This window comes from Pseudomonas fragi (assembly GCF_025426255.1).
GTDB lineage: Bacteria > Pseudomonadota > Gammaproteobacteria > Pseudomonadales > Pseudomonadaceae > Aquipseudomonas > Aquipseudomonas kulmbachensis.
In genome coordinates, this window is record NZ_CP104861.1 from 2,651,988 (window position 1) to 2,674,789 (window position 22,802).

At 54.7% G+C, this 22,802-nt stretch carries 21 protein-coding genes and 4 pseudogenes; 15 read left to right on the forward strand and 10 right to left on the reverse strand.

Going from position 1 to position 22,802, the window contains the following annotated elements; genetic code table 11:
* Positions 1 to 36: 36 nt before the first annotated feature.
* The 3 genes from N7D90_RS12015 to N7D90_RS12025 form a co-directional block, all read right to left on the reverse strand.
* The gene (locus N7D90_RS12015) at positions 37 to 1,101 is read right to left on the reverse strand and encodes a UvrD-helicase domain-containing protein (RefSeq protein ID WP_261738225.1); all 1,065 of its coding nucleotides are present in this window, start codon (positions 1,099 to 1,101) and stop codon (positions 37 to 39) included.
* Positions 1,094 to 2,698 carry an ATP-dependent nuclease gene (locus N7D90_RS12020; RefSeq protein ID WP_261738226.1) on the reverse strand — a complete coding sequence of 535 codons (1,605 nt, stop codon included), beginning with the start codon at positions 2,696 to 2,698 and terminating at the stop codon, positions 1,094 to 1,096. Before N7D90_RS12020 ends, N7D90_RS12015 begins: the two co-directional genes overlap by 8 nt.
* Positions 2,699 to 2,862: 164 nt before the next feature.
* Entirely contained in the window at positions 2,863 to 3,264 is a 402-nt protein-coding gene (locus tag N7D90_RS12025) for an AraC family transcriptional regulator (RefSeq protein ID WP_261738227.1), read from the reverse strand.
* Positions 3,265 to 3,726: 462 nt separating this feature from the next.
* On the opposite strand from N7D90_RS12025, the gene N7D90_RS12030 reads away from it, so the two are divergent.
* From N7D90_RS12030 to N7D90_RS12065, 8 genes and pseudogenes are all read left to right on the forward strand, one after another.
* Entirely contained in the window at positions 3,727 to 4,716 is a 990-nt protein-coding gene (locus tag N7D90_RS12030; protein WP_261738228.1) for an aldo/keto reductase, read from the forward strand.
* Positions 4,713 to 5,303 (forward strand): annotated as a pseudogene (locus N7D90_RS12035) (flavodoxin). Before N7D90_RS12030 ends, N7D90_RS12035 begins: the two are co-directional and overlap by 4 nt.
* Positions 5,304 to 5,327: 24 nt before the next feature.
* On the forward strand, positions 5,328 to 6,320 hold the full coding sequence (locus N7D90_RS12040) for an aldo/keto reductase (protein WP_261738229.1): 993 nt from the start codon (positions 5,328 to 5,330) through the stop codon (positions 6,318 to 6,320).
* A 59-nt stretch (positions 6,321 to 6,379) separates the two neighbouring features.
* Entirely contained in the window at positions 6,380 to 6,847 is a 468-nt protein-coding gene (locus N7D90_RS12045) for a cupin domain-containing protein (protein WP_261738230.1), read from the forward strand.
* 224 nt (positions 6,848 to 7,071) lie between these two features.
* On the forward strand, positions 7,072 to 7,848 hold the full coding sequence (locus tag N7D90_RS12050) for a carboxymuconolactone decarboxylase family protein (RefSeq protein ID WP_261738231.1): 777 nt from the start codon (positions 7,072 to 7,074) through the stop codon (positions 7,846 to 7,848).
* Positions 7,849 to 7,972: 124 nt separating this feature from the next.
* Complete coding sequence (locus N7D90_RS12055) at positions 7,973 to 8,917, forward strand: alpha/beta hydrolase (RefSeq protein ID WP_261738232.1); 945 nt, start codon at positions 7,973 to 7,975, stop codon at positions 8,915 to 8,917.
* 49 nt (positions 8,918 to 8,966) lie between these two features.
* The gene (locus N7D90_RS12060) at positions 8,967 to 10,022 is read left to right on the forward strand and encodes an alpha/beta hydrolase (protein ID WP_261738233.1); all 1,056 of its coding nucleotides are present in this window, start codon (positions 8,967 to 8,969) and stop codon (positions 10,020 to 10,022) included.
* Positions 10,023 to 10,100: 78 nt separating this feature from the next.
* Positions 10,101 to 10,994, forward strand: coding sequence for a LysR family transcriptional regulator (locus N7D90_RS12065; protein ID WP_261738234.1), 894 nt, complete (start codon positions 10,101 to 10,103; stop codon positions 10,992 to 10,994).
* Between the two features lie 639 nt (positions 10,995 to 11,633).
* Here the strand turns inward: N7D90_RS12065 and N7D90_RS12070 are convergent.
* The gene (locus tag N7D90_RS12070) at positions 11,634 to 12,632 is read right to left on the reverse strand and encodes a zinc-dependent alcohol dehydrogenase family protein (protein WP_261738235.1); all 999 of its coding nucleotides are present in this window, start codon (positions 12,630 to 12,632) and stop codon (positions 11,634 to 11,636) included.
* A gap of 119 nt (positions 12,633 to 12,751) precedes the next feature.
* Between N7D90_RS12070 and N7D90_RS12075 the strand changes: the two genes are divergently transcribed.
* Positions 12,752 to 13,168 carry a winged helix-turn-helix transcriptional regulator gene (locus N7D90_RS12075; RefSeq protein WP_261738236.1) on the forward strand — a complete coding sequence of 139 codons (417 nt, stop codon included), beginning with the start codon at positions 12,752 to 12,754 and terminating at the stop codon, positions 13,166 to 13,168.
* A 38-nt stretch (positions 13,169 to 13,206) separates the two neighbouring features.
* Here the strand turns inward: N7D90_RS12075 and N7D90_RS24695 are convergent, their stop codons facing one another.
* Positions 13,207 to 13,386 carry a hypothetical protein gene (locus tag N7D90_RS24695; protein WP_410012294.1) on the reverse strand — a complete coding sequence of 60 codons (180 nt, stop codon included), beginning with the start codon at positions 13,384 to 13,386 and terminating at the stop codon, positions 13,207 to 13,209.
* A 730-nt stretch (positions 13,387 to 14,116) separates the two neighbouring features.
* Here N7D90_RS24695 and N7D90_RS12080 point away from each other — a divergent pair.
* The gene (locus N7D90_RS12080; protein ID WP_261738237.1) at positions 14,117 to 15,214 is read left to right on the forward strand and encodes an NADH:flavin oxidoreductase; all 1,098 of its coding nucleotides are present in this window, start codon (positions 14,117 to 14,119) and stop codon (positions 15,212 to 15,214) included.
* Between the two features lie 236 nt (positions 15,215 to 15,450).
* Positions 15,451 to 15,598, forward strand: a pseudogene (locus tag N7D90_RS24700) (group II intron reverse transcriptase/maturase); the annotation flags it as partial.
* On the opposite strand, the gene N7D90_RS12090 reads toward N7D90_RS24700, so the two are convergent.
* On the reverse strand, positions 15,598 to 16,509 hold the full coding sequence (locus N7D90_RS12090) for a LysR family transcriptional regulator (protein ID WP_261738238.1): 912 nt from the start codon (positions 16,507 to 16,509) through the stop codon (positions 15,598 to 15,600). The pseudogene N7D90_RS24700 and the gene N7D90_RS12090 overlap by 1 nt on opposite strands.
* Positions 16,510 to 16,735: 226 nt before the next feature.
* Between N7D90_RS12090 and N7D90_RS12095 the strand changes: the two genes are divergently transcribed.
* Positions 16,736 to 17,791, forward strand: coding sequence for a M24 family metallopeptidase (locus tag N7D90_RS12095; protein WP_261738239.1), 1,056 nt, complete (start codon positions 16,736 to 16,738; stop codon positions 17,789 to 17,791).
* A gap of 70 nt (positions 17,792 to 17,861) precedes the next feature.
* Here the strand turns inward: N7D90_RS12095 and N7D90_RS12100 are convergent.
* Positions 17,862 to 18,635 (reverse strand): annotated as a pseudogene (locus tag N7D90_RS12100) (short-chain dehydrogenase/reductase).
* A 101-nt stretch (positions 18,636 to 18,736) separates the two neighbouring features.
* A pseudogene (locus tag N7D90_RS12105) lies at positions 18,737 to 18,955 on the reverse strand (aldehyde dehydrogenase family protein); the annotation flags it as partial.
* A gap of 284 nt (positions 18,956 to 19,239) precedes the next feature.
* On the opposite strand from N7D90_RS12105, the gene N7D90_RS12110 reads away from it, so the two are divergent.
* Complete coding sequence (locus N7D90_RS12110; protein WP_261738240.1) at positions 19,240 to 20,118, forward strand: LysR family transcriptional regulator; 879 nt, start codon at positions 19,240 to 19,242, stop codon at positions 20,116 to 20,118.
* A 55-nt stretch (positions 20,119 to 20,173) separates the two neighbouring features.
* On the opposite strand, the gene N7D90_RS12115 is transcribed toward N7D90_RS12110, so the two are convergent.
* On the reverse strand, positions 20,174 to 20,788 hold the full coding sequence (locus N7D90_RS12115) for a DsbA family protein (protein WP_261738241.1): 615 nt from the start codon (positions 20,786 to 20,788) through the stop codon (positions 20,174 to 20,176).
* 261 nt (positions 20,789 to 21,049) lie between these two features.
* On the opposite strand from N7D90_RS12115, the gene N7D90_RS12120 reads away from it, so the two are divergent.
* Together N7D90_RS12120 and N7D90_RS12125 are read left to right on the forward strand one after the other, a co-directional pair.
* Entirely contained in the window at positions 21,050 to 21,340 is a 291-nt protein-coding gene (locus N7D90_RS12120; protein ID WP_261738242.1) for a hypothetical protein, read from the forward strand.
* Positions 21,341 to 21,469: 129 nt separating this feature from the next.
* Positions 21,470 to 21,679 carry a hypothetical protein gene (locus N7D90_RS12125; RefSeq protein ID WP_261738243.1) on the forward strand — a complete coding sequence of 70 codons (210 nt, stop codon included), beginning with the start codon at positions 21,470 to 21,472 and terminating at the stop codon, positions 21,677 to 21,679.
* 533 nt (positions 21,680 to 22,212) lie between these two features.
* Here N7D90_RS12125 and N7D90_RS12130 read toward each other — a convergent pair.
* Positions 22,213 to 22,731, reverse strand: a complete 519-nt coding sequence (locus N7D90_RS12130) for a GNAT family N-acetyltransferase (RefSeq protein WP_261738244.1) — start codon at positions 22,729 to 22,731, stop codon at positions 22,213 to 22,215.
* Between the last annotated feature and the right edge of the window lie 71 nt (positions 22,732 to 22,802).

Here is a 22,802-nt window from a genome sequence, read left to right on the forward strand (position 1 = left end):
GAGCCCTGTAAACCTCCAATCCAGCAATCATCGAGCCTATGGGGCCCATACCGGTAGCTTCGATTCCCCGGGCTTGTCGACGACGATCGCAAGACTCTGCCGGGCCCGGGTTACGGCTACGTAGAATGCCGCCGCGGCCGTAGCTTCTAGATGCGCTCCCTTCTTGATAAAACTCTCAATATTAGTAGTGGGTGCAAGCAATACCCGCTCGAATGTCGCTCCCTTTACCCCTTTGAAATTCTGGAAATCCAGATCGAGATGCTTTGCCGAGTTCACGGAATGTCTCAGGCACTGTGGCCTATAACGGCCGACGTATTCCTCGACATGCTGCGTGTGGAGAAGGAATACACCGTCATGCTCTGTAGCGTCGAAATTCTCCGAGGTGGTATCTGGGAACCCCCAGGTTGCGTCGAATATGGTATCGGAAAAAGTAGCAATCTCTGTCCTGCACCTGTAGGTCGTGGTCGCATAGGTGATGGTTAGTAAGCCTTCCGCTTCGCGATCCCTGAACCACTCCAGCGACGCGGCATAGCCAAATTTCTTGTTCTTCTGGCCTCGAGGATTTGTAGACAAAACCGCCTGCCTGACATCTCCCACCATGCGCACATCAATTTTCGAGCCCAGAAGCACCTCCAAAATTTCCCAGTCGTAGCTGGCGAGATCCTGGACTTCATCGATCAATATTTTATCGTAGATGCACTCCAACCTGCGTAGAAGCGTCGGTGTCGCTTCCATCAACTCAAACGCGAGCTTCCCCAATTCGCATCCGTAGACCCGGTCACCCGAGTCCATGAACCTACTTCTACCCGTGGCAAACTTGAAGGGTCTGCCTTCAAAGTCAAAGCCCTTGACCCGATCCTTAGGGAATTTGAACCGTAGGAATGGTTGTGCGAAATGACGAAGCAGAAAGGTGTACCAACCCATGACTTCCATGGTGTTGCTGTCGCCTGCCTGGCTTGCCAAGCGCGATCGAATCTCTTGCTGGTTCGTTTGCGTGAAGGTCAACACTGCAATCTTTCGATCAGTCGCTTCGCGGCAGTAATCAACGAGCCCTTGAGTTTTCCTGCCCCCGGCGACTGCAAGCGTCAAATGGTTAGGCATTTTGGATGAACTCCGCCGCTTCCTTCATATAATTCGGGGCGGACAGAGCTTTCGGGGACTCGGCGATAAGTAAAGCACCCTCAGTCTTTTCGCGAGTCATCCAGGTCACCAAGTCTGCCTTCGGCGTGATTCCGAGCACCTCTCTGAGATGACTTTCACCATTCGCTGTAATCAGCTGCGGTTCGAGGGTACGGCCATCACTCACCTGGCCGATGAAGAGTTCGCGTTTCGTGCCGTCCAGCCATTTCTCGACCGACACCCGAAGATCGGTAGGCTCAATTCCGTCGTTGTCTCGCATCACCGCGACCGGTTTATCGACGGCAGCACACAATTCAAGACAGCGGGCCAGCGCAAGCCCCCGCATGCTGATGATATCGATGCCGGCAGCCATAGGTGTTAACCCATGCACGTCGTGAAACACCCTTTCGAAAATGATTTCGTCAGACGGCCCCTCCACCAGGACAACCTTTTTAGCCAGCACGAGACGGAGCGTGTCGTATCCAGGAAGGCGCTGAAAGTACCGGACAGTTCCGGGATCAAGAGCCGTAATCTTCGACGCGTAATTTCTATTCAGAAGGTGCAGCGCGTTCAGGCCAAGGCGATTGAGCACATACGTGCTGTGCGTGGACACAAACAGTTGTTGGTCGTCAGAAGCTAGCTTTTCAACGCGGTCTAGCAGAGTGGTAAGACTGGTGTGTGACAGGTGATTCTCGGGCTCTTCGATCATGACGATCTTCACTTTGGCCGAGTGACGCTTCATCGCGAGCGATATCTTGATCGCAGCTTGCTGACCCTGGCCTGCCATCGAGAAGGGAACATTGTCTACATGAGGGGTAATGACGCTTTCCCAGGACGTGCGCGACGTCTGATCCATAGCCAATGCCATAGGCTCCGCCAGCAATGATGCACCCAGTGTCGAGAACCGTGTATTGACTGTCGCCAGCGCACCATCGGTCATTGAGGCTTTGACAGTACGAAAGCCCAACGAGATTTCAGCCTTCTCAGTGGTCTCCAGGTGGTCGCTCAGGATCTGGCGCAGGTGGTAGTCCACACCCGCTGAGGATTTGACTGTCCTGGAATCGATTGTTGCCACCGACAGCACCCGCGGACGCTTGGTAAGCTCCCGATCAGCGAACGACCGCCATTCGCACGTGTAGTACTCAACGGGCAGCAGGGCATTGGGTGTCTTGAGCCAGTCATCCAGCATGTCCTGGTACTCTTCGTTGGGGTAGATCCTCAAGAAGACTCCCGGGCAGGCATTGGTTGGGACGGCGGTGTTCACGGCACCACAAAGCACCTGCAATTCATCGTCATCGCGCAGGTAAAGTTCTATCAGGATTTCGGGCAATGCGGGCTTTTTGCCGGCAGCTCGCTCCGCTAGAAACTCCTTGACGAGCTCGGTGTTGAACCAGTGCGGGTTCAATTCTTCAAGGACGCTGCGGCCGCCGATCCGACCGTTCAGGGCCAGCGAAACCGCTTCCATCAAGGTGGACTTACCCGCGTCGTTACCCCCAACCAAAATGTTCATTTTCGGGTTCGGAAGAAGGTTGAAATCCTTGTAGATGCGGTACCCACGGATGTGAATTCTGGTGATCATGAGTCGTCATTCCCTTGGCGAATAATGCGAGTTTATTAATGGGTGCCCACGATGCTATAGGCGAATCTTTGTACTTGTCGATCTCCTCACTGCACCGTGTCGCACCACTCTGCTCCACCGGGCATCGATCGTCACGGTTCTTGGAAAGCAAATGACGTTGGCAATTATCGAATCCCGTAGTGACGTGTTCCTTCTGACCAGGGCTCGTGGTGAACTGGATCGGATTTATAAGTGAAGCTCACGCCCTGAATTTTATGGATTGCGATGCCATTTCGGGTGAGCCGAAGACTGGGCTCGGGCTCGGGCTCGGGCGCGTGCACGTACCCCATGAAAGACTCGGCTGAGACCTTCTCGACCATGCCCAAGGAAAATAGGGGATCTCCTGCTTCGGCTTCGAGGTTACGCCAGAAGCGGAAATACTCATCAGTAGTAAGTGCATACCCCTCGCGAGAAAATAGATCTTCTGGAAGCCCGGCCTTTCGCAGTACATGACTCGGTTGAAAGCCCATATCTTTCAGTAAAACCTGCCAACCGAAGTCAAAGTAAAATGATTGATTACGTGTCATCGAATCTCCATCCCAGCTCAAGCTTCGAGTTGATCTCTGATTATCAAAAAGATAAGTGTAGGGGGTTTGAACTTCAGCAAGAACGCAAAGTGCGCCATATCTACAGCAATCTGCGCCAGCACCGAAATTTTTTGCTCTCGCCAAAAACCTTGTCCAGCCAGATAGATTTGGGTTCACACGGCCTACCGACGCAGTGTGCGAGTGAGATTACCGAGCTGTTGCCGCACAGGTGGGCGCCCGTTTAATCACGAAAGGTGTGTTGGGCAGACGCTTACGATCCACCTGAGCGCGCGTTAGCTGGGTGCACACTCCCGAACTCTTCGGGACACCGTAGTTCGTTGCTAACCGCAACTACAAAAGGTAATTGATGAGCACCCCTCATGACCCCTTGCAGATTTACCCGTCTAGTCCGAAGTCGTTAGCACGCTTACTGTTCTCCAACGCTATATTCAGGAGAACGAAATGCACAAGCGCACACTCGGCAACAGCTCACTTGAAGTATCAGTACTCGGTTTCGGCTGCATGGGCTTGAGCCATGGATACGGCCCGGCGACGGACACACAGCAAGCGATCTCGCTGATCCGCTCGGCGGTGGATAAAGGCGTCACTTTCTTCGATACCGCCGAGGTTTACGGGCCTTACCTGAACGAGCAAGTGGTGGGTGAAGCATTGGCACCGGTTCGCGATGAAGTGGTGATCGCCACCAAGTTCGGCTTTACCTTCGGTGACGACAATAAGCAGCAAATTCTCAACAGCCGCCCCGAGCACATACGTGTAGCCGTCGAGGGTTCGTTGCGTCGATTGAAGACCGATTACATCGATTTGCTGTACCAGCATCGGGTTGACCCAAACGTGCCCATCGAGGACGTCGCCGGTGTGGTAAAGGATCTAATTGGTGAAGGCAAGGTCAAGCACTTCGGTCTGTCAGAGGCAAGTGCGCAAACCATTCGTCGCGCCCATGCGGTACAACAGGTCACAGCGCTGCAAAGCGAATACTCGCTGTGGTGGCGCGAGCCTGAGAAGGAGATCTTGCCGACGCTTTGGGAATTGGGTATTGGCTTCGTCCCGTTCAGCCCGCTAGGTAAGGGTTTTCTCACCGGCACCGTATCGGCAGAGGCCACTTACGGAAGTGACGATTTCCGCAGCATTGTCCCGCGCTTCAGCCAGTCGGCGCTGCAAGCCAACCAAGGTCTGGTGGTGTTGATCCGGAAAATCGCTGCACAGAAACAAGCCACCCCAGCGCAGATAGCACTGGCCTGGCTACTGGCGCAGACGCCATGGATTGTGCCGATTCCGGGAACGACCAAACTGCATCGCCTGGAAGAAAATCTCGGCGGCGCGGACATCACGCTCGATGCGGGCGACCTCAAAGCGATTGATGTTGCACTGGCGCAGATCCGCATCGAAGGCGAGCGTTATCCCGAATCACTCAAGGAACGCGTCGGGCGATGAGCAACGATCACGACCCGCTGCGGCGTACGGTCATCGCCGCACTTGCGAGTGCGCCGCTACTGTCGCTTGCTGACACGCAAACCACCAGTGAAGCACCGCGTTCAGGCTCTCGAATTCTGGTTGCGTACTTTTCTCGCTCTGGCAATACACACGTGGTCGCCGGGCTGATTCAACGCGGCCTTGGTGCCGACCTCTTCGAAATTCGCCCGGCCCACGCCTACCCCGAGGATTATCTGCAGACCGTGGAATAGGCGCGTCAGGAGCGTGACAAAGGCTTCGAACCCGAGCTGCAAAGCAAGATTCGCGCCCTCAACGAGTACGACACGATTTATCTCGGCTTTCCGATCTGGGGTGAAACTGCGCCGCCAATCATCCGTGCTTTTTTGAGTGCTCACGACCTGACCGGCAAGATCCTCATCCCCTTCAACACCCACGGCGGTTATGGCTTGGGCAACAGCCGCAGCGTGCTAGTAAAACACGCACCGAAGGCTAAGGTATTGGAAGGTTTTGTGATGGAAGGTGAGCAGGAACGCAAGACCATGGAGCGCGTGAACGGTTGGTTGAGCGATCACCCCATCACGCGTTAATCGAATTCGTTACGGAGTGACATTATGAAAACCCGCACGCTGGGCAACGGCCTTGAAGTTTCCGCACTGGGCTTGGGCTGCATGAGCATGACCTCGGCCTACGGGCCTGCCGCCGACAAAGCCACCATGATCAAGTTGATTCGTTCGGCCCATGAGCAAGGCGTCACCCTATTCGACACCGCCGAGGCGTATGGCCCTTTCGCCAATGAAGAGCTGCTGGGTGAAGCCTTACAGCCGATCCGCGAAAAAGTGGTGATCGCCACAAAGTTCGGCTTCGATATTGACTTGATCACTGGCGCACGTGGCGGCGGCACCAACAGCCGCCCAGAACACATACGCGCTGTGGCAGAGGCATCGTTGAAGCGTTTACGTACTGAGTGCATCGACCTGTTTTATCAGCACCGCGTTGATCCGCAGGTGCCGATTGAAGACGTGGCCGGCGCCGTTAAGGATTTGATCGCCGAGGGAAAGGTCAAGCATTTCGGTCTATCCGAGGCGGGCGTCCAAACTATTCGCCGGGCACATGCAGTGCAGCCAGTGACGGCGGTGCAGAGCGAATATTCGCTGTTCTGGCGTGGCCCGGAACAGGAACTCCTTGGCGCACTGGAGGAACTGGGTATTGGCTTCGTTCCGTTCAGTCCACTTGGCGCAGGCTTCCTCACAGGGCAGATCGATCAGAACACCCAATTTGACGCCAGCGACTTCCGCAATTTTGTCCCCCGTTTTTCTCCTGAGGCGCGTAAGGCCAACTTGGCGTTGGTCGATGTGGTGAAAGCCGTCGCGCAACGCAAAAACGCCACGCTGGCGCAAGTGGCACTCGCATGGTTGCTAGCGCAAAAACCGTGGATTGTGCCCATCCCTGGCACGACCAAACAACATCGGCTGGAAGAGAATCTTGGCGCAGTTGAACTGCAACTGACGGATGACAACCTGCGCGTGATCAACGAGCAGATCGCCCAGATTCAAGTGCACGGTGAACGCTTGCCGGAATCGGCGCTGAAGATGACCGGACTCTGAGTCTGCCCTACGCGGCTCCGTGTACGGAGCCGCTTCATTGCCTGACCGGAATTGATCCAATGAACCGATTAATCGCACCACTCGTTGCTTTTTCACTTATGACGGCAAAGTCGCAGGCAGCCAGTGAAATCCGCATAACCCCGAACGACTCGCAGCCTTCGATTAGAGGCGCGGCGGAAACCTTTACGGGCACGGTGCGCGTTGATGGCCTGTTCAAGGGAGAACTGCCAGCACGCATCGGCGGTGGCACGGTAACCTTCGAACCCGGCGCACGAACTGCGTGGCATACCCATCCACTCGGGCAAACGCTGATCGTCACAGCGGGTGTCGGCTACGTGCAGCAAGAAGGTAGCCCGCGTCAGGAAATTCGTCCGGGAGACATTGTCTGGATTCCGCCAAATACCCGCCACTGGCATGGCGCCACGGCCAGCAACGGCATGACCCACATCGCCATCGCTGAAGCCGAGGACGGCAAGACCGTCACCTGGGCGGAGCAGGTCTCTGAGGCGCAATACTCTGGTAAATGAAGTTACGGAATGTGTCGAAGCTGCTTGTCCGGCACCCACGCCGCAAACAGTCATCCGACCGCTAGGCCCCGCACCAGCGAGGTCGCGCCGGGATTTCGGCGATTATCGCAACGAGCACTCATGAGTTCTGCTCAGGAGTCCTTGCGCAATACCGGGGTTAATCTCCCCAACCATCCTCCGTACGATCCAGCAACACCGCAACGACTCGCAATGGATAGAGCCTCATGATGACCAGTGACGCAAGCAAGACCACTGCCCTCTCCGCACTGTTGATGCTCTGTTTAAGCGCTGGTGCGATGTTCAGCGTGACCACTCAAGCAGCCGAGGCATCGCAAACCGTGACGATCTCACCCGCCAGCTCAGAATCACTGTCGACCCGACAGCAAGCGATTCCCCTAATTGCCGCGTTTATGGCGACTAGCGACATGCCTAGCCTCAACGCAGCCCTCAACCAAGGACTCGATGCGGGCCTGAGCGTCAGCGAAGCTCGGGAAATTCTCGTACAGCTCTACGCCTACGTCGGTTTCCCGCGGAGCCTTAATGCCTTAAACGAGCTGATGACTGTGGTGCAGGCACGCAAACAACGCGGCATTGCAGATGCGCTGGGACGCGAACCAAGCCGGGCGATTCCGGTCGGGGCTGAGTTGTTGGCGGCGGGTACGGCGAATCAAACCAAGATCTCCGGCGCCCCGGTCAAAGGAACGGTGTTCGAATTCGCGCCAGTGATCAACCAGTTCCTGCAATCCCACCTGTTCGGCGACATCTTCGAGCGCGACAACCTCGATTGGCAAAGCCGCGAACTGGCGACTGTCGGAGCGCTAGCGGCAACACCGGGAGTGGAATCGCAACTCCGCTCGCACATGCTGGCGAGCCTTCGTGTCGGACTCAGCGCAGCGCAGTTGCGTCAAGTGACCGATTTATTGAAAAAGCACGGTGATGCCCAGACCGCCGAGCGTGCGGGTACAGCGCTGGCTCAAGCCCTCGCAGCTTCGAGGAAATGAAATGACCGCTAAAAAATTGTTGGGTGCCACACTCCTTAGCCTTTTGGCAGCTTGCGCAAGCCAACCCGATAGTTCCGGCCCACTGATAATAGAAAAACAAGGCAGCTTCGCCGCTGGCGGAACGATGACGACTGCACCAGGTACGTTCAACCCGCGCAAACCAATGACGCCCGACGGCCAGACCTATCACGGTGACCACGCCTACGCTTTCTACCAAATCCCGGTCGATGCGCGAAAACTGCCCATCGTCATGTGGCACGGCGCGGGTCAGTTCTCCAAAACCTGGGAGACCACCGCCGATGGCCGCGAAGGTTTTCAGAATATTTTTCTGCGGCGTCACTACAGCGTTTATCTTATCGATCAGCCACGGCGTGGTGATGCCGGGCGCAGCATAGTCGAGACCACAATCAAGCCGACGCCGGACGAACAACTGTGGTTCAACCAGTTCCGCATTGGCCTGTGGCCCAACTACTTCAACGGCGTGCAAGTGGCACAGGATGCCCAGACCCGCGAGCAGTTTTTCCGGGCAATGACGCCGAACACCGGGCCGTTCGAAATGGGCGTCGTCTCTGATGGCGTCTCGGCGCTATTCGACAAAATCGGCCCGGGAATCTTGTTCACCCATTCGCAAGGTGGCGGGCCGGGCTGGTTGACGGCGATCAAGAACGACAAGGTTAAGGCTATCGTGGCATTCGAGCCTGGTAGCAGCTTCGTGTTTGCCGAAGGTGAAGTACCTGCGCCGATTCCCAGCGCATTTGACACGGTGCAAGGCGCGGCTGTGCCGATGGAGCAATTCATGGCGCTCACGCGAATCCCGATTCTTATCATTTACGGCGACAACATCCCCGATCAGGCCATCGATCTGCCTGCCCAGGACAGTTGGCGCGCTCGCCTTAAGATGGCCCGGCTATGGCGCGACGCGGTCAATCAGCACGGTGGCGATGTACGACTGATCCACTTGCCCGAGACAGGCATCAACGGCAATACCCACTTCCCCATGTCGGATCTGAACAACGTGCAGATCGCTGATCTGGTGTCGCAATTCCTCAAAGAAAAACAGCTGGACTGATCCGCCCGTCCTTTCGACTGCCTCCCTTTTGATTGCTCAGGAGTTTCACGTGAAAAACACTCTCAAAGCCACGCTCATGTCGGCATTGGTCGGTCTATCTGCCGGTGAAGCCTTGGCCGCCGACTACAAAAAGAACCCGTTCACGCTGGCCTATGACGGCGCGATCACCAAGAACGAACCGGGCAAGGTCAATATCCACCCAGTCAGCTACAAGCTCAATGGTCTAGACATCGCCGCCAACGTTTACACCCCGGCCAATTACGATGCGAAGAAGACTTACCCGACCGTGGTCGTCGCGCACCCCAATGGTGGTGTGAAAGAACAAGTCGCCGGCCTGTACGCCCAGCGTCTGGCCGAACAGGGCTACATCACCATTACCGCCGACGCGGCATACCAGGGCGCCAGCGATGGTCAACCGCGTAGCATCGATAAACCCTCGTATCGCATTGAAGACATCCACGGCATGGCCGATTTCATCAGCCAGTTTGCCGGCGTTGATGACAACCGCCTGGGTCTGCTCGGTATTTGTGGTGGGGGCGGTTACTCATTAGCTGCGGCGCAAACCGACAAACGCTTCAAATCGCTGGCGACAGTGAGCATGTTCAACTCGGGCCTGGTGCGTCGCAACGGCTATAACGACTCGCAAAAAGATAGCATTCAACAACGTCTGCAGCAGGCGTCGGCGGCACGTGCGCAAGAAGCAGCCGGTGGTGCGGTTCTGTATTCCGGTGATGCCAACCTTACTAATGAACAGATTGCCAAGCTGCCCTTCGAGCTTTATCGCCAAGGCTACGAATACTACTGGAAGACCCACGCACACCCGAACTCGACCTTCAAATACACCACCAGCAGTCTGCTGGATCTGATGCGTTTCGACGCCACCGACCATATCGAAATGATCAACCAACCGTTGTTGATGATTGCTGGCAGCAAGGCCGACAGCCTGTATATGACCCAGGATGCGCTCCCCAAAGCTACTGGCACCAAGGACAAGGAAATGTTCATCCTCGACGGCGCCACGCATATTGAAACCTATTGGGTGCCTCGCTATGTCGACGCCGCAATTGGGAAACTGACGGCGTTTTACGCTCGCACCCTGTATTGAGTTCTCTGAGGGTCGCGCATCCGTGCGCAACCTGCTTTCATGGAATGATCACGCGTCCCTCATGAGAGGCTCTCATCAATGTCCCGCGCTAATCTCAATGATCTGCAAGCTTTCGTGGCCATCACCCGCGCGGGCAGTTTCACCCGTGCCGCTGCACAGTTGGGCGTCTCGCAGTCGGCATTAAGTCACACCATGCGTGCACTGGAGAGCCGGCTCGGGGTACGCCTTTTGACGCGCACCACCCGCAGCGTTTCACCAACCGAGGCAGGTCAGCGGCTTTATCAATCGATGGCGCCGCGCTTTGACGAGATCGAATTGGAACTGGCCGCCGTAAGCGAGTTTCGCGTCACTCCTGCCGGCAATGTTCGCATCCAGGCGTCCGAGCATGCTGCGAACAATATTCTCTGGCCAAAGTTGTTGAAAGTGCTGCCCGACTACCCAGATATCAAGGTCGAAATCACCGTCGATTACGCTCTATCCGACATCGTCGCGCAGCGGTATGACGCGGGTGTGCGCCTGGGCGAACAGGTAGCCAAGGACATGATTGCCGTACCGATTGGCCCATCGTTGCGAATCGCAGTGGTGGGCTCGCCTGAATATTTCAAAGGGCAGCAAATCCCCATGGAGCCGGCGGATCTGGCCGCGCACAACTGCATTAATCTGCGTCTCCCCACTCATGGGAGCCTCATGCAGTGGGATTTCGAGAAGAACGGTCACGAACTCAAGGCACGCGTAGAAGGGCAATGGACATTCAACAGCAGCGTGCCAATTTTGCGTGCGGCTGTTGCGGGGTGTGGTTTGGCGTTTCTTCCAGAGGACATGGTGGCCAACGAACTAGCGGAGGGCAGTCTCGTGCGGGTTCTGGAAGATTGGTGCCAGCCGTTCGCGGGCTACCATCTTTACTATCCGAATCGACGAGAGCATTCATCCGCATTTGGCGTTGTAGTTGACGCATTAGTTTATAAACAATGAGCGATGGGCAGGGGTTGCCTAATTGTGGCGTGCCCCTACAGCGCAAGCGGAGCGCGCCGGCCCCCGATGGGCCAAAGGCTTGAGAATGAAAGCCCGTAGGGCCAAAACTTGACGTAGTCAGGGTTTGGTTTCACGCCAGCCGCACCCCGAAGGGGGTAAGCCCAAAGCAGAAGTAATATGAACCGTCCACGAACTACGCGCCTCGCAGATGGTTTAGCCAGTTTGACGCTGGAGTAGAGACTTTTGTGCACCGCTTTGGTCGTTAAGCCCGTCACTTAAAGACCTTGTACCTTTCTACATCTCCATGCGAGAACAACAAATTTCCTGCTTGGGTGGATCAGGCTCATCAAGCTCAAGACATGGTGTTCCTGCGAGCTTAGTATGTGATGGTCAGGTGGATCGGTTTTTCTAGGTTGCTAGTCTTTTGAACTGCTCCTCGCCGTAACCCAAGGAGCAGGCAGCCGCTCGCAGCGCTCTTGAATCACCAAAATGGCGTGAGCGTCAGATTATGCTGTTAAGTCAGTTACATTCGCAGATATGGCCTGAGTAGCCTGCAAGCGGAGAAGCGAAGCGGGTTGTTACCGCGTCGCTTCAAGTTACCGCTCTGTGCTCGCCTAGACAGGTTTACCTGCAAGGGTGTTACGCGATGTCAATGACGATCTTGGTCAACGCTTTACCCGACTCCTGGAGTTCGTGAGCCGCTTGCGCATCAGCAAGCTTGAAGGTGTGGCTGTCGAGCAAAGGTTTGAACTGGCCCGCTTCAACCAGCTTGGTTGCCTCACGAAGAATGTCGCCGTGGTGGGCGCGCCCTTCCCCGCTCAACATGGGCAAGAGCACGAACACGCCAGAAAGCGTGACACACCGTAACGAACCTGGCGCCAGGGAATGGGTTCCGAACGCGGCGCAACTCACCACGTGACCGTATGGGCATGTAGCTACGAGAGAATCATCGAGGCTCTTGCCGCCGACCGTGTCGTAAACGACGTCGAACCCCACGCTCGCTGTGTGTTCGGCAACGTACTGATCGACGGATGATGTGTTGTAGTCAATGGCAGTTGCGCCATAAGACTCCACGATCGCAGCCTTACTTTTCGAAGCAGTAGCAAAAACTTTAGCGCCCCGGGCAACTGCGATCTGGACAGCCGCGTGACCCACGCCCCCCGCACCACCTTGCACCAGTACACTTTGCCCGGCACCAACGTTGGCGCGGTCAACCAAGCCTTCCCATGCTGTCAGGAAGACCAGCGGGATGGCAGCGGCTTCGCGCATAGATACGTTTTTTGGTTTGATAGCCAGAAGGTTTACGTCGACGGCAGAGTACTCAGCCAGCGAGCCTTGAAGGCCCCGTACGCCACCGGCCAGACCATACACTTCGTCGCCGACTTTGAAAGTTGTAACATCTTCACCGACCTCCTCAACCACCCCGGCGAGATCGGTGCCCAAAATTGCCGGCAGTTCGGGCATCGCATATGGGGCAACGCCAGCTCGAATTTTGGTATCAATCGGGTTCACACCGCTGACAACAATGCGGACAAGCACTTGACCTTTACCTGCTACGGGACGGTCGACGCTTACTTCTTTGAAAGTGCCGTCGGCGTAATCATTCAGCAGTTGGGCACGCATTTTCTGTACTGACATAATGGACTCCTGGTTCTCGGCAGATGGGGACAGGATCTGCTGCATGGAGTAAGATTGCTATGCCAGATCCGATTTGTCGACTAGGCACTATTTTGTGACCTATGCACCTAAAGGTAACCATGACTGACCCTATTGCTCCGAACCTAGCAATCCCTCGCATCGTTCGCGAGGATTGCCCACCCCGCCGAATCCATGTGCTGATGGCCCCTAAATGGACATCCATGGTGATCTACATCCTGAGCTTTGGTACTTTGCGCACTGGTCAGCTCCAACGATGCATGCCTGGCGTCTCCAAGAAAATGCTGACTCAGTCGCTTCGAGAACTTGAGCGGGACGGTTTGATCGCTCGCAAGGTATTTCAGGTGGTTCCACCAATGGTTGAGTACTCATTGACGACCAATGGCCAGAGGTTTGTAGAGCCTCTCCTTGCGCTTTACGACTGGGCTGAAGCTAATGCTGATCTGCTTGATGAGATTGACCAGCTCAGAGCCGCAGATAGCAGTTTGCCAAGTGCAGATGAGCTGGATGCCGGCTGACAGATTTCCCTCATGTGCGGCCATTTGCGACTGCTGAATCATTCGCTGCCTGTGAGGTGAGTCAGCAGATTTAGTTGTGAGACTGCGGGAATAATGCGCTGCACCAGTTTGGTCGCCAAGTGAGTGGCGCAGACCCGGCAGCCAGATCTGAAGAACAGCTTGTCCTGAAAATCTTTGCGTAGGCTCTTCAGCGCCATGCTCACTGCAGGTTGGTTCATGCCCAACGCTGACGCCGCACCTGACACGCTTTAGCATTCGTAAATCGCGACGAAGACCATCAGGTGATTGAGATCGAGCTTGCGAAGTTTTAGCAGGCATTCGCTCATAGCGTTGGCGCCGCCGGTTAACGTCCTATTCATTTCGTTTCAGCGTATCGCGCTCATGGCTCCACGAGGATGAGTCAAGATTGTCGCTCTTGGCGTGCGCTCTGCGCGACGTATAGGTGACCACAGATGGACTGACATCAACGCCGGCCTGATGACCGTAAAAGTCGATGGCTGGGTGATTACCTTGTACAACCACTGCAATACGTTGAGTTACTGCGACTCTGCCTACTGCCCCGATGGGCGTGAGTACCGACTTGATGCGTCAAGACAGCAAGGCACAGATCCATGCGAGTTGCTGTCCACGTGGGAGCACGAATCCCTTGAGATACTCCTAGCGTCTCTTTGATCCGCAGGAACGCTCCCTACCCCAACATTGCCCCCTGAAGTGAGTTGAGATTCGTCCTGCTCAACATGCTGCGGCAAATGGGATCTGTCATCCGTATCCTTTTGCTCCTCATCATTCCTGCTTCCGCCAACCACTGGGCGTGATCAGTCCCCTATTGGTTATCTAACGCTAATCGTTACGCTGCCTTATCTGAATGCCTCAATTCTAAGCCACATCCGAGCAACGTATCTTGGTGCCATGAATCACTACATGGGCAACAGCCCTTCGGAGAAATTTATGACCGCTAAAGATCCGCTTTTCGCACCTCACAATGCTGGGCCACTTCAGCTCAAGAACCGTTTTGCGGTGGCGCCAATGACTCGTGTCAGTGCCACTGAAGAAGGCAGTGCAACGGAGCTCATGGCGAAGTACTACGATCGGTTTTCCAAGGGTGGATTTGGACTGCTGATCACCGAAGGGCTCTACACGGATCAAAAGTATGCGCAAGGTAACTTGTTCCAACCGGGGATGAGTGATGAGACTCAAGCTGAGTCCTGGAAAACCATCGTAGAACAGACCCACAAGGCCGGAGCCAAGATCGTAGCCCAACTCATGCACGCGGGGCCGTTGGTACAGGGCAATCGATTCGTAAAAGGCAGTATTGGCCCTTCCGCTGTCCAGCCCCGTGGTGAGCAAATGACTTCCTACTACGGCAAAGGGAAGTTCCCTATCCCTAAAGAGGCTTCGGAAACAGACATTGCCGATGCGATCGAAGGCTTTGCACGCGCAGCGCATCTTGCTACCCATATCTCTGGTTTTGATGCGGTAGAAATTCACGGCGCAAATGGCTATCTGCTCGACCAGTTCTTCACCGATTACGGCAACAGCCGATCCGATCGTTGGGGTGGTGACGTCTCTAACCGAGTACAGCTGATTCTCGAAACCGTGAAAGCGGTTAAGAAAACGATCAAACCAGGCTCTGCTTTGGGCGTGCGAATTTCCCAAGGCAAAGTTAATGATTTCTTCCACAAATGGTCGGAGGGAGAGCAAGGCGCCAACGTGGTGTTCGAGGCTCTTGCCAACCTCGGTGTGGACTACATCCACGTCACTGAATTTGAAGCGTGGCAGCCAGCGTTCTCCAATACAGAGAAAAGTCTTGCCACGCTTGCAAGGCTGCACGCTCCTGGAGTGACAGTGATCACGAACGGTTCACTCCACGACCTGAGCCGCTCAGAACAGCTGCTTGAGGAAGGTGCCGATGTTATTGCCTATGGCAGAGGCGCGCTCGCAAACCCTGATCTGCCAACTCGTGCCAAAAATGGCGAAGACCTGCGGGATTTCGATCCATCGATTCTCAGCCCAATTGCCAACATCAAAGACAGCGAACTGGCTTAAGAGATCTATTTGACGTAGGTATTTGCGTCGAGCCCCGCAACTGCGGGGCTTTTTTATGGTGCGCCAGGCATGGCCGTTGCGCGCAAGCGCAACCAGTTTGGCTGTGCTGGCCAACAGCGTCACCAAGGGCTGAACAGGTTATGCCGCCAGTAGGTGTCAGAGTCTCGTCGTATATTGAAACGCAGAATATTCTCCAAGAGAAAACTTTTTCTCCAAGTCCCGGACGTTATCCGAAGATGACGGCAGACAGGGCGCGAACATCGGCGGCGTCTGCGACGTGGACGAACGCAGAGCCAGACACGCTGATGGAGCGGGTGCTTGCACCGACCAACCTCAAGCGTGCGTATCAACGCGTAGTCAGTAACAAGGGCGCACCGGGTGTGCTACCTGTATTTGCTCTTGATAAAGTCCACAAATACCCGAAGCTTTGCTGGCATTTGAGTCCTGTGTGGGTAGTAAAGGAAGAAAGGCTCGCCGGGAGGGCTGTAGCTCTCCAGTATCACCTGTAAAGCTCCCTTACCAATTTGAGCCTGTGCGAACTGTTTGAATACGTACGCGACACCTACGCCGTTACAGGCCGCTGAAACCACGGCTCTCATCTCATCAAAGATCAAGTTGCCAGCAACGTTGATCTGGACGTTACGCCCCCCCATTCGAAACACCCATTCGTAAAACTGCCCGCGCGAGTGCAACCGCTGCCTGATGCATCGATGACTGACGAGCTCTTGAGGCGTTTGTGGCACGCCGCACTTAAGCAAGTAATCCGGGGAGGCCACAACGACGCGATGCTGCGGTACTCCTAATGGTATGCCCACCATATCCCGTTGCACCGTGTGGCCCAATCTGATGCCCAAATCAAGCCCATTGCCAACTATGTCGGTGAGCTCATTGTCGACTGATATCTCGACATTTATATCTGGATAAAGGGCAAGGAATTCGGCGAGGTAAGGCTCCACCATGGTCACGAATGCGACATGAGATGTGTTGATACGAAGCTCCCCACTGGGCTGATCGTATGAAGAGCGTACGAGCTCGATGGCGCCTTCTACGGATTCTAAAGCGGGGCCCAACACCGCAAGCAATTGAGCTCCTGCATCGGTTAGCGAAACGCTCCGAGTTGTCCGATTTAAGAGTCGCGCGCCAAGGGTCGCCTCCAGTTGCTTGATGGTTTTGGAGACGGCAGTCGCACTGACACTGAGCTCAGCTCCGGCCCTCGTGAAACTCAATGTACGGGCGACCATGACAAACACGGATAGTGCTGGGAGCAAAGAAGGTGCAGTCGTAATCATCGTCATTTCACTATGAACCGTAGGTTCATAACCTATACACATCTTCACCACTTATCGTCAACAGTACGCCCCCTTAAGCTGGTTGCATCCATTCATCTCGCATGAGGAAACAACCTTGCTTACCAATCGCACACCAAGATCAGAATACGAAAACCGATGGAAACGTGCCCAGGCATCGGCTAAGGCATGCGGTGTTGAGGCTCTCGTGGTTTGGGGGAAAGGTGGGGGGACAGTGGACACTGCCAACGACCTTATCTACCTCGCCAACTACTGCCCCGTATTCCCTTACGCCCCGGATCTTCCTGGCCTTTGGGCTGGACTGTCTCATGGTGCGGTAATCATCCCAGTTAATGGCGAGCCGATCCTGATCACGGAGTCACCCGCGATCCGCCGAGACATCGTCAGTGTTCAAGACGTCCGCTCAGCCGATGGCTTCGTTCCGGATAAAGTCGCAGCAACGCTGCGTGAGATGGGTCTTGGCAACTCCAGGGTTGGATTGGTAGCTGGGCCGTGGCTAGTAGCTTCCGTCTACAAGCGCTTGCTTAACTCCGCAAAAGGAGTCGACTTCATCGAGCTTGATTACGTGATTGAAGCATTGAGAACTCACAAGTCGGAGTTTGAATTCGAGCTGCTTCGCGAAGCCGCCGTCATCGGAAATGCCTCGATGGAAGCCATGATGAAGAGTGCATCCACTCCTGGGACTTCTGAAGCCGATGCAGTAGCCGAGGCTTACAACGTGGCTATACGCCGCGGCAGTGCCATGATCGACGCCGCCTGTTCGTCCGGTCGCCATTCGGCACTGTATTCCGACGGGATGGCGCCACAGTGGACAACTCGCCCTCTTGACTCAGGGGACATTTTTCACTGTGACATGTATGGCGCTGCAGTCGAGGGTTACTGCTGGGATTTTTCCCGTACAGTCGTCACGGGTGGTAAATGGAGCTCGGCTCAGAACGAGGTGTATGACGGAGCAATCGCAGCTATCGATGCCGGCGTCGCAGCATGCCGTCCAGGCATCTCTGCGCAAGCACTCTATGACGTCGTGTTTGCCGAGCTTCAGAAGCGCGAAATCTACTGTGGCTATCCGCTGCACGGCCACTCGTACGGTATCGGGTGGGAGTCACCGTGGCTTGTTCCAGGCAACGAGACGAAAATTGAGGCCGGAATGGCTATCGCGATTGAATGCATGGCAGGTCGCGAAGACACTGGCTATGTGAAGTTCGAGCACAACGTACTCGTCCATGCCGACAGGACTGAGCTGATCTCTACCTGCCCAGCCCGCCTGTAGTAACCGCCCCCAACAGTGCGCCGCCCTCGGCAGCGCATTGTTGGGGTGAACTCAATACCGTCGCCCGAACCTATCCCGAGAAACGGCCACCACCATCGGCGTCCACCACAACACCGCTGAGGTAAGACGCGCGCCGGGACGCCAGGTATACGATCAAATCCCCTATCTCTTGCGCCTTGGCCGGGCGACCAAAGGGTAAATGCTGAAGTATTTCAGGCCATCTGTTCTCGTCACCGAATCGCTGCTCGGCTCTAGCCCTGTAAAGCTTGACCAAGCGCTCGGTTTCAGTAGGCCCTGGATTTACGCCCACTACTCTCACGCCTTTTTTGGTTGAATCAGCGCCGACGGTTTGTGTGAATGCAATCAAACCTGCATTAGCCATTGAACCGCAGATGTAGTCGAAACGTGGCGCTGCGCCGGCAATACCGATCACGTTTACAATCACACCCCGCTCATTTGAGCGCATGATGGCCAACGCTTCACGGCAAAGCTCAACTTAGCCAAAAACTTTCAGCTCCCATGCTTTGCGCCAAGTGTCGTCATCAACCGCGTCCATCCCACCGCCTGGAATCGCACCGGCATTATTAACAAGAACATCGATCCTCGGTAGTAGATCCACAACTAGCTTGCGACCTTGCGCGGTAGCAAGATCAGCTACGATTCCACTTACATTGTCTGGGTGGAGCTTGGAGCAGTCGGCGACTGCATCGGAAACGTTATCAGAGTTCTGACCCACGATAACCACCGATGCACCCTCCTCCAGAAAAATCTTAACGGCAGCCAGACCAATACCCCTCGACCCACCAGTCACTAACACCTGTTTCCCAGCAAGCCCCAGATCCATTTTGAGCTCCTGTACCGAGACGCATTGCCCGGTAGCCCAAAGTGATAGCGCCACTCCAGCATTTGGCCGCTCGATGTGCTGGAGGCTTGCTAGTTATAGAATCAAATGCTCAGGCACAGATATTTGATTTGGAGGTAGTCCTCGATACCATGCTTCGAGCCTTCACGACCGAGCCCTGAAGACTTGATGCCCCCCGAACGGAGCCACCTCTGTAGAAATCAGCCCGGTATTGATTCCGACCATTCCATATTCCAATGCTTCAGACACGCGAAAAATCGACTCATATCTTTGGTATAGAAATAGGATGCCAACGGAAATGAAAAGTCATCGGTCTACGTTAGGCGTGACAATCAGTGAATAGAATCCCGCCAAAGCGACAAGTCGATATAACGATTTACGTTATAATCAGGCTGCGATCTTGTCGTAGAATGACGGTGTCGCACGGGCTGAGCGGTATGGCCAGAGAGAAGATCGAGACAACTCGGTTGCCTGCGACATGCAGCAAATCACCAACTGTTTAGCCGTGTCTTTTTGATTTTGGCCAAGCGTCCTGGTTCTGGACAACCGTTCTAGAGCCAGTGCCTCCAGTAGAGATCAACGAATCATGAATTTAAACGACGTACATGTATTCTTGATGGTGAGTTCTTCCGGGAGCTTGACTCAAGCAGCCAAACGCTTGGAAATTTCAGCCATGGCAGCATCGAGACGGTTGGCAAGTCTTGAGGAGGAGCTTGGAACCCGACTAGTTCACCGGACAACACGCTCAACTTCGCTTACACCTGAAGGTGAAGATTTTTTGCCCTATGCAAAAGCAATGGTCGAAGCGGAGGAAAGCGCGAAGTTTCTGTTCTCACCCAACCCAAAGGGCGCATCCGGGCTGCTGCGAGTCACATCTCCATCAGGGATAGGACGGCGCAATGTGATGCCACTGATTAAGCCGCTGCTCGAGCAGAACCCCGAACTGAGGGTGGAGCTACAGCTACACGATGATGTCCTGGACATTGTAGGCAGAGGGATTGACGTCGCAATCCGTGTGGCGCCGTTAAGGGACTCAACGCTGATCGCCAAGCGAATCGTGAATAATGCCCGCGTCGTCTGCGCATCTCCCGAGTATCTTACCCAGCATGGCGTGCCGAGCAGCCTGGAGGATCTGCATCGTCATAACTGCATCAGACTTCTGAATGTTCCACAGTGGACGTTCATCGCCGATGGACAACCTACCGTGGTCAGCATCGAAGGCCGAGTTAGCTGTAACAACGTCGACTCAGTTCGCGAGCTGTGTATGGAGGGTTTAGGCCTCGCGCAACTCACGCTGATGGACGTCAAACGCGAGTTCAATTCTGGAGCGCTCGTTGAGGTGGTGCTCGACAACGTCACCCCGCAAGACCTCAGTGTTTGGGCCCTTCTGCCCACCAACAAAAACCTGCCTCCCCGGGTGACGTTGTTCATTGAGCATCTGAGGGCAGCCATGGAACAGGAATAGCGGTCTCAAAAATGCTGCGGCCATCTCATCACGGCTTAAGTAATTAGCAATTCCGTCAGCGTGATTGTGCGAGTATTTCAGCTCGCAGAGTCGAGCTTTCAGGCGTCCCCGAATACATTTTCGTACCGACTGCAATGCTCGGAACGGCGCGGATACCGACTTTATGAGCATATTCCAAAGCTGCTTCATGGCGCTCTTGCCGCGTTTTGGAAATCAGAGCCGCCTCGAACCCTTTTAGATCAAGCGAGAGGTTGTTGGCAATGTCTCGGAGCACATCCAGATTGCCAATATCGCGATCCTGCTGAAAAAACGCCTTTAGTACTGCATCGGCATATTCAATGCCCTTGCCCTGCTCCGCCGCGTACTGAAGCCCCAAGAATGCGTCACGGGTGTAAGGCTGAGGTGACACTGTCGGAAGTTTTATTGGTATTCCCATGCGTGCAGCTGTCGGGTAGACGCCCGACTCCCAGGCGCGCGGCAAGTAGTCATCTTCAGGGCGCAACGTGGGCGTCGGATACGGCCTCAACTCAAAAGGCATCCACTCGATGTCCACATCGAGTCCTTCCGTTGCCTGGTCGACGATCGATTCGCCCAATAGGCAGTAGGGGCAAACAAAATCGATCCAAACCTTCACTGCGACCTTCGCGCCCTTGCTCGTTGTATCGCTCATCATGGCAACCCTATGGTCGTGAAAACGTCGACATTAGTCCAAGGGAATGCTTATTAGAATACCGATCTGCAAGGTGTCGGTGTAACGCTAATCGTTACCTGCTCAAGTGTCACGAACGATCGGCACGGAGCTTTGCGGGTCTTGACGCTTCCTCAGCCCGAACAACGCGAGTCGTTATACCGCCTTATCCGAATGCGGGCTTAATGTTGCTGGTGTCATCGGCCAACATGAATTTTCAGAACGCCGACTAGGAAATGACAAATGTCTCACTATCTTCCGCCCAAGATCTGGGAAATGCCCGCGGAAGGTGGGAGTAGATTCGCGATGGTCAACCGCCCCTCTTCCGGCCCGACGTTCCAGAGCTCACTGCCTTGGGGTACGCACCCCATCCAGCTCTACTCAATGCACACCCCTAACGGTATCAAGGTCTCGATCATGCTCGATGAGCTGAAGCAGCTGCAGCGCGAAGGGGCAGAATACGATGCCCACTTGATCGACATTTCCAAGGGTGACCAGTTTTCCACGGGGTTCTGTGAAATCAACCCAAATTAGAAGATCCCGGCAATTGTCGACGTTGGCGTCGGCAATTCATTACCCATCTTTGAATCCGGGGCGATCCTTGTCTATCTGGGGGAAAGATTCGACCGGTTTCTGCCTGCTGGATCGACTCGCTCCTCTTGCATGTCCTGGCTGTTCTGGCAGGTGGGAAGGACTCCCTATCTGGGGGGCGGCTTTGGCCACTTTTACCACTACGCCGATGAAAAGCTTGAGTACGCGATTGACCGCTACGCGATGGAGGTGAAACGGCTTATGAACGTGCTGGACAGCCACATGCCATCGACGCTCTTTGCACTTGTCAGAACTCGCCGACACAAAGAGCACCCCGAGTGAGGAAAACACATAAGGAATTTCGGAATATATCCCAGTATGTGAGGCGCTCGTAACACCCAATCCTTTGATGATCGTGGGCAACCAAAAAGTGAAGGTGTAGTTGGCACAGGCAGTGGTGAAGTAAATGAAAGCGAGTAACTAAACCCGAGAGCCGCTCAAGAAACTTTCGAAACGAAGCTCGAGCTTCGATAAGCGACTGACCATATCGCAGAGGATCGAGCTGCGGTAAAACGTTTTGGATGAAGAAATCACTGTGCTCCTCGTCCGAATAAGTATCCGTCAGTTCAACATAGAATTCGTCGCCTGACTCCGACGCCAGCGCTAGGGATATCAGTTTCGATATCCTGATTTAGCTGGGTAAATTCGCAATCTAGGAATATCTTCAACAACCTAATCCTTTACAACGATTGTTAGCGTGGCCTGTCATTGGAGCCCGTGCTCGGCCCACTATTTACAGTATCGATGGATTTTCGTAAGCGTCCGGCTGACACACCTTCCTTTCCTATACGCGTAGAGGTCTGACAGTTTTGTAATTAAGTCACTGGCCATGCCATGGCACACCGACTTTCCGGAGCGAATCCATGCTTGTACTCCTCGCTCAATATCCCCGCCAGCCTCTGATCCAGATCTGTGGTTGCTTTAGTCTGAAAGCCTACGCGGGAGTAAAATGGTGCATTCCATGGCACATTTGTGAATGTCGTAAGCGTTATAAAACTAAGTCTGCTTGAGCGCGCATAGCCCTTCGCAGCCTCAATCAGACGCCGCCCTGTACCTTTTCCTTGCATCGATTGCATCACTGATAATTCATAGATGTGAAGATCACTGCCGTACCGCTCGCTGCTGAGAAATCCTTGTGGCTGATTTTCGGCATCAAGTGCAACCCAACATGTCGATAGCGCAATGAGTTGGCTATGACGTTCGATGGACATCGGAGGCGAATCAGCCAGCCAACTCAACTCATTAATCATGCGAAATGCTTGAGCAGCGGAGATTTCAATGGCGGGCAGCAGTTGTGCATCTTCAGGTAAAGCAAGGCGGATAATCGCAGGCATGTGTTGGTCTTGGTGATGTGATTGAGATAGCGGTCAAACTACAAAAGCCAGCTTTGGATAGTCGTAGATAT